The organism is Corallococcus sicarius (genome assembly GCF_003611735.1).
GTDB lineage: Bacteria > Myxococcota > Myxococcia > Myxococcales > Myxococcaceae > Corallococcus > Corallococcus sicarius.
On record NZ_RAWG01000214.1, the window covers coordinates 1 to 16,464 of the forward strand.

Below are 16,464 nucleotides of genomic sequence, written 5' to 3' on the forward strand. Positions count from 1 at the left end.
AAGAGACAGCCCATGGCCCGCCCGCGCGACACGGGGCGTTCGGTGCTCGCGTGGCTGGGCAACGTGCTCTTGCCCACCGCGGAGGCGCACCTGCCCCCGTACACGGGGGACCTGTACTGGGTGAAGGTGCAGGTGCCGGGGCGGCAGTGCCCGGTGGAGCTGTTGACGTCGGAGTTGCAGTGGCAACTGGATGACGGATCCTGGCAGACGCTGCGCGACGCGGCGGGGCAGGCGCTCACGGTGCAGGTGCTGAGCGCGTACCTGGTGCAGAACCGCATCACCGAAGGGCCGTACACCCTGGCGGCGCCGGTGCCCTTTGGCGTGGCGAGCGTCCGATGAGGCGCGCTGTCTGGCTTTGCGCGCTGGCGCTGCTCGGTGCGTGTGAGGAGGGTGAGCCGAAGGCCGGGGGCGCGCTGGAGGTGCCCCCGATGACGTACGCGGACCCCTCTCCGTGGACGCGCGGGGGGACGACGGTGCCACCTCCGGGGCCGCTGGGGCGGGTGGTCGTCACCAACAGCCTGGATGATTCCGTGAGCCTGCTGGACCTGGACGGGGCCGGCACCGCGGGCTGGAGCGAGCTTGCGCGCGTGCCCGTGGGGCTCAACCCGGTGGAGCTGGAGGGGCCGCACCACACGGCGGTGTCCCCCACCGGGGACTTCTACTACGTGGGCATCTCCAACTACGTGCCCGGCGGCGGATCCGGACCGCACGGCGCGCACGGCACCGGCACGGCGGACGGCTACTGCCTGAAGCTGGACGCGAAGGACCACCGGCGGGTGGCCTCCGCACGCGTGGACCGCAACCCGGGCGACGTCGTCATCAGCGCGGACGGACGCACGCTGTACCAGACGCACTTCGACCTCTTGCGCATCGCGGACGTGGCGCGCCGGGGCGGCACGGAGGAGGAGATGGTGGCGCGGCTGGCCATCATCGACGCGGAGACGATGACGGTGAAGGCGCGCGTGAAGGTGTGCCCGGCGCCGCACGCGGTGCGGCTGTCCGCGGACGAGCGCACCGCCTACGTGGCCTGCTGGTCGGACGAGGTCGCGCTGGTGGACCTGGCGACGGAGGGCACGCCGGTGACGCGCGTGAAGGTGGCCGTCGGGGCGGGCACCGCGACGAACCCGCGCCACCAGCCCTATGCGCTCACCGTGTCACCCACGACGGGGGACGTGTGGGTCAGCTCGCTCGCGAGCCGTCAGGTGCAGGTGCTGGAGGCCGGCACCCGCACCATGAACCCCGCGCGCACCGTGTACCTGCGCGGGGCGCCCATGTTCGGCGCGTTCACGAAGGACGGGCGCACGCTGTACCTGCCGTACCAGCAGGAGGACGCGGTGGCCGTCATCGACCCGGCCACGTCCACGGTGCTGCGCACGGTGCCGCTGTCGCAGGCGGGCTGCCTCAACGTGCACCAAATCATGCTGACGCCGGATGAGCGCCTGGGGCTCGTGGTGTGCGAGGGCGACCACGTGGGCACGGGCACGCTGCACGCGGTGGACCTGGCGGAGGGCACGGTGCTGTCCACGGTGCGGATGGGCCTCTTCCCGGACTCGGTGAGCCTGCTGCGGAGCCAGCCATGAAGCGGAGGCACCAGGCCATGGCGGCGCTGCTCGTGGGGGCGCTGGCCGGTTGCGGCGGTGACAGTGGTGATGCGCCCGAACCCGCGGCGGACTTCGGGGAGACGCTGTTCCAGGACGCGCGGCTGTCGGACAGCACGTTCAACCGCTTCTCGTGCGCGACGTGCCACGTGACGACGCCCGAGGCGCCGGCGGGGCGCATCGACTCCGGGCCGTCGCTGTACAACGTGGCGGCGCGGCCCCACTGGTGGGGCGGCTATGAGACGCACCTGCTGGACGCGGTGAACTTCTGCTACCTGAACTTCATGCGCGGGGTGACGAAGCTTGCGCCCGAGGAGCCGCGCTCGCGCGCCCTCTACGAATACCTGTCGCGGATCAGCCCCGATGCGCAGGCGCCCGCGGTGCCCTTCACGGTGGTGAAGGACATCGAGGACGTGCCTCGCGGGGACACCGCGCGCGGCGAAGCGGTGTACCGGGCGGCATGTCAGAACTGCCACGGCGCGACGCACACGGGCGAGGGCCGGCTGACGGAGCTGGCGTCGGTGCTGCCGGAGGTGACGCGGGAGTACGACCGGCTCTTCCCGGGCATCCCGCACGCGCACGTCGTCATCGAGAAGGTGCGGCACGGCGCGTTCTTCGGCGTGGGCGGCAGCATGCCTCCGTACAGCAGGGAGGCCCTGTCCGACGCGGACCTGGGCGCGCTGCTGGGGTACCTGGGGCTGTAGGGCGCTCCCGTCTCCTCCCTGCCCTGCCAGGCGAACAGGCAGGGCAGGGAGCGCCGGTCCTGGTGTCCCTGCCAATGCGTGGGCAGAGGCCTCACCTCTGAGAGACGTTCATGGCCTCCTCGGTTCCACAGGAGCGGACCTCTTCCACGGAGGGGCGGCCGCCTACGGGTGGTGGCACGTCCACGTCCCTCGCCGACCTGCTGGAGACTGAAGGCGAGGCCGTCGTGGAGGACTGGCTCCTCCGCGTGATGCCCCTGCAGGGCGCCTTGCGGCTGTCGCGCGAGCAGATCATCGACGCCCTGCCTACGTTCCTGGAGCAGATCGTCCGCACACTCCGGCATGAAGAGGACGAGACCACGGCCTCTCCCCCGCCCCGTGACAGCGGGGCCTCGGAGGCCCACGGTCGCCAGCGGCTTCGCCTGGGCTTCGACGTGGGCCTGGTGGCGCGTGAATACGCCACGCTGCGCGATGTCATCCTGGCACGGGCCGAACAGGCGGGCGTCAAGCCGCCGTTGTCGCAGCTGCGCCTGCTCGCCACCTGCATCGACACCGGCCTCCACCAGGCCCTGTCCCCCTTCACGTTCACCCGCGTGGAGCGCAAGCGCGCGGAGGCCGAGCAGCGCGAGCACTTCTTCCGGCTGTCTCCCGACATGTTCTGCGTCGCGGGCACGGACGGGTACTTCAAGCGCGTGAGCGAGGACTTCCTCCAGCTGTTCGGCTGGTCCGAGGCGGAGCTCTACCGCCGCCCCATCCTGGAGTTCGTCCACCCCGACGACGTGGGGGCCAGCGACGAGGAGCTCCAGCGGCTGTCCAGGGGCATCCTCACGCAGCGCTTCGAGAACCGCTTCCGGATCAGGGGCGGCGGCTACCGGTGGCTCACCTGGGCCTCGCGGCCCGTGCCCGAGCAGGGCCTCATCTACGCCGCCGCGCGCGACATCACCGAACAGAAGGCCGTGGCCGAGGAGCGCGAGCACCTGGTGGAGGCCCTGCGCGAGAGCGAGGCCCGCTTCCGCAACATGGCCGACTTCGCCCCCGTCATGCTCTGGGTGACGGGCGCGGACGGCATGACGACCTACCTGAGCCGCAGCTGGTACGACTTCACCAGCCAGACGGAGGCCACGGGGCTGGGCTTCGGCTGGCTCGACGCCACCCACCCCGAGGACCGCGAGCACATGCGCCACGTCTTCCTGGAGGCCAACGCCCGCCGCCAGCCCTTCCGGCTGGACTACCGGCTGCGTGCCGCGGACGGCGTCTACCATTGGGTCGCCGACATCGGCTCGCCCCGCTTCGACGCCGACGGACGCTTCCTGGGCTACATCGGCAGCGTCACGGACATCTCCGACCGCAAACAGGCGGAGGTGGAGCGCGAGGCCCTGCTCACCCGCGAGAGCGCCGCGCGACGCGAGGCCGAGGAGGCCAACCAGCTCAAGGACGAGTTCCTCGCCACCGTCAGCCACGAGCTGCGCACGCCCCTCACCGCCATCCTCGGCTGGGTGCAGTTGTTGCGCACCGGCCACCTGGCCGAGTCCCGCCGCGAGCGCGCGCTGGAGACGATGGAGCGCAACGCGCGCGCCCAGGGGCAGCTCATCGAGGACCTGCTGGACGTCAGTCGCATCATGTCCGGCAAGCTCAAGCTGGACGTGGAGCCGGTGGACCTGTCCATCGTGGTGCAACAGGCGCTCGACTCCGTGCGCCCCGCCGCGGACGCGCGCGGCATCCACGTGCAGGCCACCGTGGACACCTCCAGCAGCGTCATGGGCGACGCGCGCCGGCTCCAGCAGGTGGTGTGGAACCTCATCTCCAACGCGGTGAAGTTCACCCCCAGGAAGGGCCGCGTGCGGCTGGTGGTGGAGCGGCGGGAATCGCTCGTGGAGCTTACCGTGGCGGACACCGGCCAGGGCATCTCCGCGGGCTTCCTGCCCCACGTCTTCGAGCGCTTCCGCCAGGCCGACAGCGGCAGCACCCGCAAGACGGGGGGGCTGGGCCTGGGGCTGTCCATCGTGCGCCACATCGTGGAGATGCACGGAGGCACCGTCACCGCCGCCAGCGACGGGGAGGGCCAGGGCGCCTGCTTCACCGTGCGCCTGCCCCTGTCCGTCACCCAGCCCCGCGACGCGATGGCGCGCCTCGCGCCCCGGCAGCCCTCGGCGCCGGGCCTGCCCCAGGTCCGCCCCTCCGAGCTGAACGGCGTGCGCGTGCTGGTGGTGGATGACGAGGAGGACGCGCGCGAGCTGCTGCGCACCCTCCTGGAGGACAGCGGCGCCTCCGTGCTCACCGCCGGCTCCGCGGAGGACGGGCTGCAGGTGCTCCGGGCCGAACAGCCGGACGTGCTCGTGTCCGACATCGGCATGCCGGGCACGGACGGGTACGGCTTCATCGAGCGCGTGCGCGCGCTGCCCCCGGAGCGGGGCGGGCGCATCCCCGCGGTGGCCATCACCGCCTACGCCCGCACAGAGGACCGCACCCGCGTGCTGCGCGCCGGCTTCCAGAGCCACGTGCCCAAGCCCGTGGAGCCCGTGGAATTGCTCGCCGTGCTCGCGTCGCTGGCGGGCCGCTTCGAGACGCCCCCCAAGTCCTGAGCCGTCCTGAGCCCACAGCCCCGCCACGCATCCCCTGGTCAGCGGGCGGGGCCAGGGCTTACCTTGCAGGCCAATGCGTCCGCCGCATGGACAGATGGCGTTGTTCGACGCCCCGGCGCCCGGACGCGCGCGGCTGCCCTCGCGCGAGGACGCGCTGCCCCGGGCCGCCGAGCTGGCCCGGCGCGTGTCGGCCCTGCTGGGCCTGCCCGTGCACCTGCGCCTCACCGACAACCGCGCCACCCTGGTGAGCTTCCGCACCCTGCCGGAGGCCGTGCGGCTGCGCGTGCACCACCTCTTCCTGGAGGCGCCGGAGCCGGTGGTGCGCGCCATCGCGGGCTACGTGGCCGGCGACGCGGCGGCGCGCGAGGTGCTGGAGGCCTTCAGCCACGCGCAGAAGGACCAGGTGCGCCGCGAGCGCAGGCCCGGCGCCCCCTTGCGCGCGCGGGGCCGCTGCTTTGATTTGCGCGCCGTGCACGCCCGGCTGGACGCGGCGTACTTCGACGGCCGGGTGCACGGGGTGGAGGTGGGCTGGGCGCGCCGTCCGGGCCGCCGCACGCGCCGCACCATCCACCTGGGGGGCTACGACGCGCGGCTGCGCGAGGTGCGCGTCCACCCCGCGCTGGACAAGCCGCATGTCCCCGCCTTCGTCGTGGACTTCATCGTCTTCCACGCCCTGCTCCACGCGGACCTGGCCCACACCGACGCGGACCGTGACGGCGACGACACGGGCCGCTGCGCCGCGGAGCACACCCCGGACTTCTACGCGCGCGAGGCCGCCTTCCCCCTGCGCGAGTCCGCCCAGCGCTGGCTGCTGGAGCACCTGGCGTCGCTGCGGCGCGGGTGAGCCCGCGCCCCACCCGGATGACACCTCTCCGACACCGGATGGTGGTGGCCAGCGGGGGGCGCACGCTGCATGCTGCCGGCCTGATGCGCTTTTTCAGCGTGGAAGAGGCCAACCGACTCGTGCCGTTGTTGACGGACATCTTCGGGCGCGTGCGCCCGTGGGTGGACCGCGTGCAGAAGCTGGCCGAGGTGCTGGAGGCCCCGGACGCCATCCCCGACCCCGAGGCCATCCGCCCCCAGCGCGAGGAGCGCGAGGCCCTGCTGGAGCGCATCCGCGGGGAGCTGGGCCCGCTCCAGGAGATGGGGCTGGAGATCAAGGGCGCGGACGGGCTGGTGGACTTCCACGCGAAGCGCGGCGAGTCCCCCGTCTACCTGTGCTGGCGCTACGGCGAGGACTCCGTGACGCACTGGCATGAGCTGCAGACGGGCTTCTCCGGGCGACGCCCCATCGACAGCCCGGACGACTTCGAGCCCACGTACCTGAGCTGAGCCGGAGGGCCCCACGCGGCCCCGGAGGCCCCTACGTGGGGTTCGACAGGCTCTGGTGCAGCAGGGCCAGCTTGTTGCGCGCGGACAACAGCTGCTGGCGCAGCGAGTCCGCCTGCCGGGCGATGTCGGAGAAGTGCTCCGCGTCCGCGGCGCCGACCAGGGTCGCGGCTTCGTCCGCCACCCCGGCCATGCGCTCCTGGAGGGCCGTGAAGACCTCCGTGAGCTGCACGTCCTCCTCCGGCGTGCGGGTGGCCTGCTGCCGCAGGGCCGCGAACTGCTGCATGCGCCCGTTGAGGTCCGCCGCGCTCTGGCCCAGCGCCCCGTAGCGGGTGAGCAGGTCCTTGAACACCTCCGTGCGCCGCTGCAGCTCCTGCGCGCGCGCGTTGACGGCGTCCGCCTGCGTCTGCTGGCGGGTGCGCACGCCGGTGATGGCCTGCACCAGCGCCCCCACGCGCAGGCGGAGCGCGTCGTCCAGGTCCGCCAGGTCCTTGAGCGTGCGCGAGGCGCGCTCCAGGTGCTTCTCCGACGTGAGGGGGGCCTCCTGGAGCTGGGCCGCCAGCGCCTCGAAGCGCAGCAACTCGGAGTCGAGCGCCTGGGCGGCGGAGACCAGCTCGGAGGGGGGCGGGGTTTCGCGCTTGCTCATGGGGACCGGGAGATTGCCACGCGGCCCGTCCGCCTGCCTGCTTCCTACCGCTCGGCTGCTCGCTCCAGGGGCCTGTGCTCGGGGGTGAACGGTCGGTGGGTCAGCCCTCGCCATTGGTGGGGGCCAGCCCCACCTTGCCGTGACACGTCGCGTCCGGAGGTTTGAACCCATGTCCGTGGATTTCTCCATCACCGTGCTCGTCACGGGTGCCACCGGCCAGCAGGGCGGCGCCGTGGTCCGCCAGCTTTTGAACAGGGGCCACCACGTGGTGGCGTTGGTCCGGGACCCGGATGCGCCCGCGGCCCGGGCCTTCCAGAAGTCAGGCGTCCGGCTGGTGCGCGGCGACTTCGACGACGTGGACGCGCTGGAGACGGCCACCCGGGGCGTGGACGCCGTCTACGCCATGGGCACGCCCTTCGGTCCCGGTGGCCCGGACGCGGAGACGCACCACGGGATGAACCTGGCGGACGCGGCGAAGCGCTCGGGCGTGCGGCACTACGTCTACGCCTCCGTCGCGGGCGCGGATCAGCTCACCGGCGTGCCGCACTTCGACAGCAAGCACCGGGTGGAGCTGTTCCTGCGTCGCAAGGACCTGCCCTTCACCATCCTGGCGCCCACGTTCTTCATGGAGAACCTGACGCACGCGCCGTTCAAGGACACGCTCGCCTCGGGCCACCTCGCGCTGGGGCTGCCCGCGTCGCGCGGGTTGCAGATGGTGGCGGTGGACGACCTCGCGGGCTTCGCGCTGCACGTGCTGGAGGATCCGGTGAAGTACATCGGCGAGCGCATCGAGGTGGCCTCCGACGAGGTCACCGGGCAGCAGGCCGCCGCGCTGCTCTCCATGGTGAGCGGCCACCGCATCCACTACGAGCAGCTGCCGCTGGAGCTGCTGTCGAAGCAGAGCGAGGACCTGGCGCGCATGTACGAATGGTTGGACCGGGTGGGCTACCACGCGGACATCCTCACGCTGCGCAACAGCGTCCCGCGCGTGGGCTGGCAGACCTTCGAGACCTGGGCGCGCCACCAGGACTGGAGCTTCATCACGTCCGCCTCGTGGCCGGGGGCCGCCGCGGAGGTGATGACGCCCACGGTGTAGGGGCCCGGCCTCCTGGTCGTCCTCCGGGGTGGAGCGCGGGGCCCGTCGTCCCGTTGACACCGCACGCCCTAACTTGAAGCCCAGGAGGCACATCATGCGTGCACAGGGGCTGGGGGCCGCGGCGCTGTTGCTGGTGGCGGGCTGCGCGGCGGAGACGAAGCTGCGGCCCACGCCGGCGGCGGAGCTCGTCCAGAACAACAAGGGCAAGGACAGCAGCACCGCCATCGCGGAGCAGCAGGGCGTGCGGCTGGTGGCGGACGGCACGGCGTGGCGGGGCCACCCGTCCGACCTGGAGCGCCGGCTCACCCCCGTCTACGTGCGCCTGGAGAACCAGGGGACCCGCGCGCTCGAGGTCCAATACCCGGACATCACGCTGGTGGGCGAGGCGTCGCGCTTCCGCTACACCGCGCTGGCCCCGCTGTCGCTCCGGCAGGCCCTGTCCTCCCGCGAGCACACGGCTCCCGGCGAAGCCACCCCAGGCGCCGTCATCGCGCCCGCGAGCAGCTGGCGGGTGGGCGTAGGCGTAGGCATCGGCGGCTACGGCTACGGCCCCTGGCGCGGCTACGGCCCGTACTACGGCCCCTGGGGCAGCCCGTTCTACCCTTATCCCTATGCCCTGAGTTGCCAGGAGCCGCTGCCCACCGAGGACATGCTCAACAGCGCGCTGCCCGAAGGCACGCTGGCGCCCGGGGGCAAGCTGGAGGGCTTCGTGTACTTCCAGGGCGTCGCCCGCCGCGAGGACGCGGTGACGCTCCAGGTGAAGCTGGTGGACGCCACCACGGGGGAGTCGTTCGGAGTGCTCGACATCCCCTTCCAGGTGAGCACGGGCTAGCTAGTGCAGCAGCGTGCTGGGCGGAGCGTAGGGGGAGCGCCCGCCGTCGTGCGCCAGGTCGAGCAGCGGCGCCTCCTCCGGCTGCCCCAGCACGCGCCGCAGGTCCGCGCCCCGCACGGGCAGGCCGAACAGCGGTCCCAGCAGGAACAGGTCCAGCGTCCCGGAGAGCAGCGGCACCAGCCCGGCCAATGCCATGACGGCGCCCCGGGGCGAACCCGCGCCCAGGCCCCCCAGCACCAGCCCCGTGCCCGCCAGAATCCGAACCCACCGTCCCGTCCGTGACGCGATGAAGCCGACCATGAACACCTCCGCACGCCGAAGATGAACACGCGCGGGGGTGCGACCATCGGCGGTGTCCACCCGGCAACCCTCCCGACCCCAGGCCCGTCCGCCCGCTCTCCTTGCGGCGCGACAGCGGGTCCCGCCGGGACATGGGCATACTCACCGCGTGAGCAAGACCGACGGGAAGGCCCTGGCAAGCAACCTGGAGGCGGCGCTGGAGGCCTGGCGGGAGGCCCTGGGCCCGGCGCACGTCGTGCTCGACCCCGAGGCGCTGGAGGCCGCGGAGACGGCCACCTTCGCCACCACGCAGCGCATCCCCGCCATCCTGCGCCCGGCGGACACCGCGCAGGTGCAGGCGTGTCTGCGCATCGCGCAAGCGCACCGCGTGCCGGTGTACCCGGTGAGCGGCGGACGCAACTGGGGCTACGGCTCGCGCGTGCCGCCCGGCGACGGCAGCGTGCTGCTGGACCTGGGGCGGCTGAACCGCATCCTCGAACACGACGAACAGCTGGCGTACCTCACCGTGGAGCCGGGCGTGACGTTCCGCCAGGCGCACGCGTGGCTGCGCGAGCGCGGCTCCTCCACGTTCATCACCACCATTGGCGGTTCACCGGACGCGAGCCTCGTGGGCAACGCGCTGGAGCGCGGCGACGGGCGCGGCCCGAACGCGGACATCTTCCAGCACGTCTGCGCGCTGGAGGTCGTCCTGCCCACGGGGGAGCTCGTGGAGACGGGTCACGCCCGGTTCCCCGGCGCCCGCGCCGCCCCCGTGTTCCGCTGGGGCCTGGGCCCGGTGCTGGACGGCCTGTTCAGCCAGTCCTCGCTGGGCGTGGTGACGCGGATGACGTTCTGGCTGTCGCGCAAGCAGCCCTGGTTCCGTGAGTTCTTCTGCGCCGTGAACGACGACGCCTGGCTCTGGGACGCGGTGGACCGGCTCCAGGCGCTGGCCCTGGACGGCACGCTGAAGGGCAGCGTCTTCTTCTGGAACGACCTCAAGGCCTTCAGCGTCGCGCAGCAGTACCCCTACGCCTCCGTGGGCCGCACGCCCCTGCCCGACTGGGCCCGCGACCGGTTCCGCGAGGGCTTCGGCCGCTGGGCCATCAGCGGCTCGCTCTCCGCGCCGGACGCGGACATCGGGGCGCTGCTGGAGAAGCGGCTCGCACGCGCGCTCGAGGGCGCCTTCCGCCCCGTCACCTTCACCCCCGGGCCCCCGGACGGCGAGAGCCCCTTCCAGGGCGTCCCGTCGGAGAACAACCTGGCCATGGCCTACTGGCGCAAGCGCACCCCGCCGCCGGAGTCGCCCCACCTGGACCGGGACCGCTGCGGCTTCATCTGGTGCTCCGTGGCCGTGCCCTTCACCGGCGCGGAGGCGAAGCGCGCGGTGGAGATCGCCGAGCGCGTCCCCCGCCTCTTCGGCCTGGAGCCCAACCTCGCGCTGCTGGCCCTCTCCCCGCGCTGCCTCTACCTCGTCACCGCGCTCGCCTATGACCGCGACGTCCGGGGCGAGGACGCGCGCGCGCAGGCCTGCTACCGCGCCCTGTCCCGCGAGCTGGCCCAGGCCGGCTACCACCTGACGCGCTCCGGGCTCCAGGCGCGGGACGAGGAGGCGCTGCCCGAGCGGGACGGCGCGACGGAGCTGGTGGACCGACTCAAGGCGGCGCTGGACCCCGGGGGCATCCTGGCTCCCGGGAGATCCAGCTCCTGAGGGCGCGCGGGGATCCACGGCGGGAAAAAGAGGAGGCGAAACTTTTTCCGGTCCACCGCCGATAAGTCTCAAGTCACAAGACTTCCCCCTCGCGCCTTACGCCCGCCGGAGCCCGCTCCCCCATGTCCATCGAGACCAACCGCTACCGCCCCGTGTTCCGGAACACGCAGAAGTCGAATGCTCCGAACACGGTGCGTCGCGAGGCGCAGGTCCAGAAGACGGGTCGGGCGCAGGGCGAGGCCACCGTCAACCTGAACCGCAACGTGGACGGCAAGCGCGTCACCACCAGCAACAAGGCGAACGCGTCCACCACGGCGAACATCCAGAAGCAGCTGGAGACCAGCCGCTTCGAGCAGACCATCGCCCAGGGCGAGTGGAACAAGAACTGGACCGCCGCGTCCGGCGAGCACACGTTCGGCGACGTCAACGGCAAGTTCCATACGACCGTGGAAGGCCAGGCGCTGACGGCGGACGTGGCCGCGCAGGGCAACGTCTCCTTCGACCCGCGGCACGGGAAGATTGGCGCCGAGGGCTCCGTGGACGTGCGCGCGGACCTGGTGCGCGGCTCGGTGGAAGGCCACGCGGACAGCGCGCTCGGCCGCTCCGAGTGGGGCGCGGAGGGCAACGTGGGCGCCGAGGCGACCGCCACGGGCCAGGTGGTGTTGGATCCGCTCCACGGCCAGGCCGCGGCCTCCGTGCACGGAGAGGCGTTCGCAGGCGCTCGCGCCAGCGCGGAGGTGAGCCAGGACATCGGGCCCGCGACCGTCACGGCGGGCGCGGAGGCCTTCGCCGGCATCGGCGTGGAGTTCGAGGCCAACGTCGGCCTGAAGGACGGCAAGCTGTCCGCCAACTTCGACGTGGGCGCGGCGCTCGGCATCGGCGCCAGCATCGAGTTCGGCTTCTCCCTGGACATGGGCAAGGTCGGCGACGCGGTGAAGAACGTCAGCGAGGGCATCAAGAACGTCGGCGAAGGCGTGAAGAACGTCGGCGAGGGCATCAAGAACGTCGGCGAGGGCATCAAGAACGCGCTCGGCGGCTGGTAGTCCCAAGGCCTCACGCGGCTTCGCCGCGCATCCCCAGGGCCTCGTCCATCCGGGCGGGGCCCTTGCCGTTTCCCCCTCGCTCGACAGCCCCCGGCACGTGGGGGACACTTTCGCCCATGAACTCTCTGGAATCGCTCCTCGCGGCGGGTCAGCTGGCCCAGGCCAAGGCGGAGGCGGACAAGCTCCTCGCGGCGAATCCGGCGCACCGTGAAGCGCTGGTGGTGCTGACCAAGCTGGCGCTGGTGGAGGGCAAGTTGCCCCAGGCCGAGGCGCTGCTCGCGAAGGCGGAGGCGCAGGGCCCCACTCCAGAGACGGGCCTCGTGCGCGCCAACATCGCCGCGCAGAAGGGCCAGCTCGACGTGGCCCTCCAGGCCTACCAGGACGTGCTCGCGAAGGATCCGAACCGCGCGGAGGCCCACTTCGGCCGCGGGATGATGCTGATCAAACAGGACCAGACGCCCCAGGCGCTGGAGGCGCTCACCCAGGCGGTGAAGCTCCAGCCCCAGCAGGCCGTGTTCCGCTTCCGGCTGGGTCAGGTGCAGTTGGAGGCGGGCAGGACGGACGAGGGCCTGGCCAGCCTGCGCGCCGTCGTCGCCCAGGCGCCGCGCTTCGTGCCCGCGTACCTGGCCGCGTCGCACGCGCTGTCCGCGCAGGACGCGTACGTCGAAGCGCGCGCCGTGCTGGAGCAGGGCCTCCAGGCGGTGCCCTACCAGCCGCGCCTGCTCGCGTCGCTGACGGTGGTGTCCATGGCGCTGCGCGACCTGCGCACGTCCTACCAGGCCGCCTCCGCGCTCGCGGCCCAGCGCCCCAAGGACGCGGACGCGCAGGCGAACCTCGCGCAGCTGATGCTCGCGCGAGGGCAAGTAGAGCAGGCGAAGTACGTGTGCCAGAGCATGGCGTCGCAGGGCGTCGCCAGCGAGTCGCTGAAGATGGCGGAGGCCACCTGCTACGAGTCGCAGGAGCCGCCCGCGTACGACAAGGCCGTCGCCGCGTACGAGCAGGGCATGGGGCTGTCACCGGACGGCTGGCGCGCGGCGAACAACCTGGGCCAGCTGCTCTTGCGCATCCCGGCGGAGCCCGCGGACAAGCACCTGCCGCGCGCGGTGACGGTGCTGGAGGAGGCCACGCGCCGCGCCCCGGAGCGTCCGGAGCCGCTGCTCAACCTGGCGCTCGCCCACGCGCGCCAGGGCAAGGACGCGAAGGCGAAGGAGCTGGTGCAGAAGGTGCTCGCCATGCCGCTGGCGGAGGACACCGACCTGCACCATGAGGCCGTCCGCCTGTCGAAGACGCTGGCCAAGGCCTGACGCGCGCCTATTCGTTGAAGTCCAGCGTGGGCAGCTCCTCGTCGCCGGACGCCGCCTGGAAGACGTGCCACGCGGTGGCCAGGTCCTGGAAGGGCAGGCCCACCGGGGCGAACACCGTCACCTGCTCCGGGGACGTGCGCCCCGGCTTGAGGCCCGCGAGGATTTCCCCCAGCTCCGCGTGGATGGCCGTCTCGTCCAGGCCCACCGCGCCCGCGGCGCCGGACGCCACAGAGAGCGCGCGGTGGTCGCAGACGAAGCGGGCCTCGCGCAGCAGCTCCGCGGACACCTCCGCCTTGCCCGGCTCGTCCGCGCCCAGCGTGGTGATGTGCGTGCCCGGCCGCACCATGCCCGGGCGCAGGAAGGGCTGACGGCTCCAGGTCGCCGCGACGACGATGTCCGCGTCCGCCACCGCCTCCTCCACGGAGTCCTCCACGCTCACCGGCAGGCTCAGCTCCTGGAACATGCGCGCGGCGAAGGCGTGCGCCCGCGCCGGGTCCGTGTCGTAGACGCGCGCCCGGGTGAGCGTGCGCACCAGCCGCAGCTGCTTGAGCTGGAGCACGCCCTGGCGCCCCGCGCCCACCACCGCCACGCGGGTCGCGTCCGGACGGGCGAGCACGTCCGCGGCCAGCGCGCCCACCACGCCGGTGCGCACGGCGGTGAGGTGGCCGGAGTCCATCACGGCGAGCAGCCCGCCGGTGACCAGGTCGTGCAGGTGCACCACGCCCTGGATGGCGGGCGACTGCGCGGGGAACTTCGCGTGCACCTTCACCGTGTACGCGGGGATGCCGGGCAGGCTGCCGGGGAAGAGCACCATCGCGGTGCCCTCCGGGTGCAGTGGCGCGCGCACGCGTTGCGGGGCCACCGTGCGGGCCAGGGCGTCGGTGCGGAAGGCCTCGCGCAGGTCGTCCAGGAGCGTCAGCGATTGGAGGTTGCGGGCTACGGCGGAGCGGTTGAGCAGGAGGGTGCGCATGCGGGGCAAACACCCTAGCCGACGGCTCCCGTACCGCGGGTGAGGAACCTGCCCCCGGGGGCCTCCCAAGCGCACGAAGGTGAACGACACGCCGGGCGGTACCGCCCCCGGTCCCGTCGGAGACACCCGGACGAGGGGCCGGGGGCGCGGTCGCAGCGGGACGAAGGCGCGGAGGGACGGAGGGACGAGGCATCGGGTGGACACCGTGTTCACCTTTTCCCAGGGGTGCCGCGGCAGGGCGGGGGCTTGGGAGGCTGGCAATGCAGGAGCCGGATTCGCGCTCCGTGAGCGAGCACGGGGAGGACGACGCCCAGGGGTCGGCGGCGACGTTCCTGCGCGTCCATCGCGAGGTGCTGCTGGCGGAGTGGCAGCAGGCCATCCTGGACCACCTGGGGTGGAAGGCCCCGAAGCACACGTCCTGGCTCATCGACCACCTGCCGGAGCTGCTCTCCACGCTGGCGGACGCGGTGGAGTTCGGGCCGGAGACGCTGGACCAGGGACTTGAGCTCGCGCACGCCTCGGCCCGGATGGAGGAGGGCTTCGACCTGGGCGAGGTGGCGCAGGAGTACGCGCTCCTGCGCCGCTGCATCCTGCACCGCCTGGAGACCCAGGGGACGCAGTTGCGCAAGGGCGAGCTGACACGGCTGCAGGATGCGCTCGACCGGGTGGTGACCCTGACGGTGACGTTCTTCTGGACGACCCGGCAGCGCATCCTCCACACGCTGGACCGCATGGCCGAGGCGACGCTGGACGAGCCGGACATGGAGACGCTCCTGGAGCGCCTGCTCACCCGGCTGATGGAGGTCGCGCTCACCGTGGACACGGCGGCGGTGCTGCTCCTGGAGGGCGAGGAGCTGGTGGCGCGCGCCGCGGTGGGGCTGGGCACCGAACAGGTGCAGGGCGCGCGCGTGCCCGTGGGGCCCATCGTTCGTGAGATGGCGGCCACGCGCCAGCCCGTCTTCATCCGCTCGGCGGCCACCGACCCGCGCGTGCTGCTGGAGCCCCTGCGCCGCGAGGGCCTGCGCGCCCTCTACGGCGTCCCCCTGATGGACGGAGATCGGCTGCGGGGCATGGCGTACATGGGGTCGCGCACCGCGTTCCTCTTCTCCGATTCAGACACCCTGCTCTTCCATGCCGTCGCCCAGCGGGCCGCGGCGCACATCAACCAGACGGAGCTGCATGCGCGCGAGCACGCGGCCCGGCATGAAGCGGAGCGCTCCCTGGCGCTGCTGGATTCGTTCCTGGACGCCGCCCCCATGGGCATCGCGTTCCTGGACCTGGAGCTGCGCCACGTGCGCGTCAACAACCTGCTCGCGCGCATCAACCACCAGCCCGTGGAGGCGCACCTGGGCCGCACGCTGCGCGAGATGGCGGGCGAAAGCCTCGCCAAGCCCATCGAGCGCGCCATGCGCCAGGTCCTGGAGAGCGGAGCACCCGTGCAGGACGTGTTCCTCGAAGGGCCGGACGCGGAGCGCGGCGGCACCGCCTACTGGCGGGTGGACTACTTCCCGGTGCGCACCCCGGACGGAGCGCTGCTGGGGGTGGGTGCCGCGGTGGTGGACATCAGCGACCACAAGCGCGCGGAGGCCACGCTCCAGCAGGCCATCGACTTCCGCGAGGAGCTGCTGGCGGTGCTGGGGCATGACCTGCGCAACCCCCTGCACGCGGTGAGCGCCTCCGCCTTCATGCTGGGGCGGGCCCAGGGGCTGGACGACGCCTCCCGCCGGGCGGTGGACCGCATCCGCAAGTCCACCTCGCGGATGGCGCGGATGATCAACGACATCCTCGACTTCGCGCGCAGCCGGCTGGGGGGCGGCATCCCGGTGAACGCCCAGCACGTGGACCTGCGGGAGCTGTGTCAGGGCGCGCTGGAGGAGTTGCAGGTGACGTACCCGGAGCGTCCGCTGACGCTGGAGACGCAGGGCGGGAACCTGGAGGGCTGCTGGGATCCGGACCGGGTGACCCAGGTGCTGGGCAACCTGGTGGTGAACGCGCTGCAACACGCGGGGAATGACGCGCCGGTGCGCACCACGCTCATCGACGCGGGCACGGACGTGGTGATGCAGGTGCACAACAAAGGCGCTCCCATCCCGGAGGAACTGTTGCCGCGCCTGTTCGACCCGTTCAAGGCAGCCCAGGTTCCCGAGGAGCCCGGCAAGCACCGCAGCCTGGGCCTGGGGCTCTACATCGTCCACGAGATCGTCCAGATGCACGGCGGCAGCGTCCAGGTGGACTCGAGCGCCGAGCGGGGCACGACCACACTACGGCTCTTCGGTAGTCCAGGTATCCAAAAATCAGGATATCAGGATTATCGATCAGAAAAATCTGATTTCTAGCCCGAAATTCGTCTCCTAGAGCGGCCGTTCAGAGGAGCGC

At 72.3% G+C, this 16,464-nt stretch carries 14 protein-coding genes and 1 pseudogene; 12 read left to right on the forward strand and 3 right to left on the reverse strand.

What is annotated here, in order from left to right; genetic code table 11:
* The 6 genes and pseudogenes from D7X12_RS27780 to D7X12_RS27805 all read left to right on the forward strand — a co-directional run.
* Positions 1 to 339: pseudogene (locus D7X12_RS27780) on the forward strand (hypothetical protein); the annotation flags it as partial.
* Positions 336 to 1,580, forward strand: coding sequence for a YncE family protein (locus tag D7X12_RS27785; protein WP_120628286.1), 1,245 nt, complete (start codon positions 336 to 338; stop codon positions 1,578 to 1,580). The pseudogene D7X12_RS27780 and the gene D7X12_RS27785, both read left to right, overlap by 4 nt.
* Positions 1,577 to 2,302, forward strand: coding sequence for a c-type cytochrome (locus tag D7X12_RS27790; protein WP_120628287.1), 726 nt, complete (start codon positions 1,577 to 1,579; stop codon positions 2,300 to 2,302). Before D7X12_RS27785 ends, D7X12_RS27790 begins: the two co-directional genes overlap by 4 nt.
* Before the next feature lie 110 nt (positions 2,303 to 2,412).
* Positions 2,413 to 4,881, forward strand: a complete 2,469-nt coding sequence (locus tag D7X12_RS27795; RefSeq protein WP_120628288.1) for a hybrid sensor histidine kinase/response regulator — start codon at positions 2,413 to 2,415, stop codon at positions 4,879 to 4,881.
* Between the two features lie 94 nt (positions 4,882 to 4,975).
* Positions 4,976 to 5,725, forward strand: a complete 750-nt coding sequence (locus tag D7X12_RS27800) for a hypothetical protein (RefSeq protein ID WP_244224818.1) — start codon at positions 4,976 to 4,978, stop codon at positions 5,723 to 5,725.
* Between the two features lie 83 nt (positions 5,726 to 5,808).
* Entirely contained in the window at positions 5,809 to 6,213 is a 405-nt protein-coding gene (locus D7X12_RS27805; protein ID WP_120628297.1) for a DUF2203 domain-containing protein, read from the forward strand.
* Positions 6,214 to 6,244: 31 nt separating this feature from the next.
* Here D7X12_RS27805 and D7X12_RS27810 read toward each other — a convergent pair whose 3' ends face one another.
* A complete protein-coding gene (locus tag D7X12_RS27810) occupies positions 6,245 to 6,856 on the reverse strand; it encodes a hypothetical protein (RefSeq protein ID WP_120628289.1) in 612 nt (203 codons plus the stop codon).
* 169 nt (positions 6,857 to 7,025) lie between these two features.
* Here D7X12_RS27810 and D7X12_RS27815 point away from each other — a divergent pair, with 169 nt between their 5' ends.
* Positions 7,026 to 7,952: an NmrA/HSCARG family protein gene (locus D7X12_RS27815; protein ID WP_167509048.1), complete on the forward strand. Its 927-nt coding sequence runs from the start codon at positions 7,026 to 7,028 to the stop codon at positions 7,950 to 7,952.
* A gap of 94 nt (positions 7,953 to 8,046) precedes the next feature.
* Complete coding sequence (locus D7X12_RS27820; RefSeq protein ID WP_120628290.1) at positions 8,047 to 8,784, forward strand: hypothetical protein; 738 nt, start codon at positions 8,047 to 8,049, stop codon at positions 8,782 to 8,784.
* On the opposite strand, the gene D7X12_RS27825 is transcribed toward D7X12_RS27820, so the two are convergent.
* Positions 8,785 to 9,084 carry a hypothetical protein gene (locus D7X12_RS27825; RefSeq protein ID WP_208719326.1) on the reverse strand — a complete coding sequence of 100 codons (300 nt, stop codon included), beginning with the start codon at positions 9,082 to 9,084 and terminating at the stop codon, positions 8,785 to 8,787.
* Between the two features lie 148 nt (positions 9,085 to 9,232).
* Between D7X12_RS27825 and D7X12_RS27830 the strand changes: the two genes are divergently transcribed.
* The 3 genes from D7X12_RS27830 to D7X12_RS27840 all read left to right on the forward strand — a co-directional run bounded on the left by D7X12_RS27830 (position 9,233) and on the right by D7X12_RS27840 (position 13,118).
* The gene (locus D7X12_RS27830; protein ID WP_208719328.1) at positions 9,233 to 10,771 is read left to right on the forward strand and encodes an FAD-binding oxidoreductase; all 1,539 of its coding nucleotides are present in this window, start codon (positions 9,233 to 9,235) and stop codon (positions 10,769 to 10,771) included.
* A gap of 122 nt (positions 10,772 to 10,893) precedes the next feature.
* Entirely contained in the window at positions 10,894 to 11,814 is a 921-nt protein-coding gene (locus D7X12_RS27835) for a hypothetical protein (protein WP_120628292.1), read from the forward strand.
* Between the two features lie 116 nt (positions 11,815 to 11,930).
* Positions 11,931 to 13,118: a tetratricopeptide repeat protein gene (locus tag D7X12_RS27840; RefSeq protein ID WP_120628293.1), complete on the forward strand. Its 1,188-nt coding sequence runs from the start codon at positions 11,931 to 11,933 to the stop codon at positions 13,116 to 13,118.
* A gap of 7 nt (positions 13,119 to 13,125) precedes the next feature.
* Here the strand turns inward: D7X12_RS27840 and D7X12_RS27845 are convergent, their stop codons facing one another.
* Positions 13,126 to 14,088: an ornithine cyclodeaminase family protein gene (locus D7X12_RS27845; protein WP_120628294.1), complete on the reverse strand. Its 963-nt coding sequence runs from the start codon at positions 14,086 to 14,088 to the stop codon at positions 13,126 to 13,128.
* A 260-nt stretch (positions 14,089 to 14,348) separates the two neighbouring features.
* Here D7X12_RS27845 and D7X12_RS27850 point away from each other — a divergent pair, with 260 nt between their 5' ends.
* Positions 14,349 to 16,424, forward strand: coding sequence for an ATP-binding protein (locus D7X12_RS27850; RefSeq protein WP_120628295.1), 2,076 nt, complete (start codon positions 14,349 to 14,351; stop codon positions 16,422 to 16,424).
* Positions 16,425 to 16,464 lie beyond the last annotated feature (40 nt).

Bases quoted from the DNA above. Each gene is read 5' to 3' on its own strand.
- D7X12_RS27785 (WP_120628286.1), top strand. From the start codon at position 336: ATGAGGCGCGCTGTCTGGCTTTGCGCGCTGGCGCTGCTCGGTGCGTGT.
- D7X12_RS27805 (WP_120628297.1), top strand. From the start codon at position 5,809: ATGCGCTTTTTCAGCGTGGAAGAGGCCAACCGACTCGTGCCGTTGTTG.
- D7X12_RS27825 (WP_208719326.1), bottom strand. From the start codon at position 9,084: ATGGTCGGCTTCATCGCGTCACGGACGGGACGGTGGGTTCGGATTCTG.
- D7X12_RS27845 (WP_120628294.1), bottom strand. From the start codon at position 14,088: ATGCGCACCCTCCTGCTCAACCGCTCCGCCGTAGCCCGCAACCTCCAA.
- D7X12_RS27820 (WP_120628290.1), top strand. From the start codon at position 8,047: ATGCGTGCACAGGGGCTGGGGGCCGCGGCGCTGTTGCTGGTGGCGGGC.
- D7X12_RS27835 (WP_120628292.1), top strand. From the start codon at position 10,894: ATGTCCATCGAGACCAACCGCTACCGCCCCGTGTTCCGGAACACGCAG.
- D7X12_RS27800 (WP_244224818.1), top strand. From the start codon at position 4,976: ATGGCGTTGTTCGACGCCCCGGCGCCCGGACGCGCGCGGCTGCCCTCG.
- D7X12_RS27850 (WP_120628295.1), top strand. From the start codon at position 14,349: ATGCAGGAGCCGGATTCGCGCTCCGTGAGCGAGCACGGGGAGGACGAC.
- D7X12_RS27810 (WP_120628289.1), bottom strand. From the start codon at position 6,856: ATGAGCAAGCGCGAAACCCCGCCCCCCTCCGAGCTGGTCTCCGCCGCC.
- D7X12_RS27795 (WP_120628288.1), top strand. From the start codon at position 2,413: ATGGCCTCCTCGGTTCCACAGGAGCGGACCTCTTCCACGGAGGGGCGG.
- D7X12_RS27815 (WP_167509048.1), top strand. From the start codon at position 7,026: ATGTCCGTGGATTTCTCCATCACCGTGCTCGTCACGGGTGCCACCGGC.
- D7X12_RS27790 (WP_120628287.1), top strand. From the start codon at position 1,577: ATGAAGCGGAGGCACCAGGCCATGGCGGCGCTGCTCGTGGGGGCGCTG.
- D7X12_RS27840 (WP_120628293.1), top strand. From the start codon at position 11,931: ATGAACTCTCTGGAATCGCTCCTCGCGGCGGGTCAGCTGGCCCAGGCC.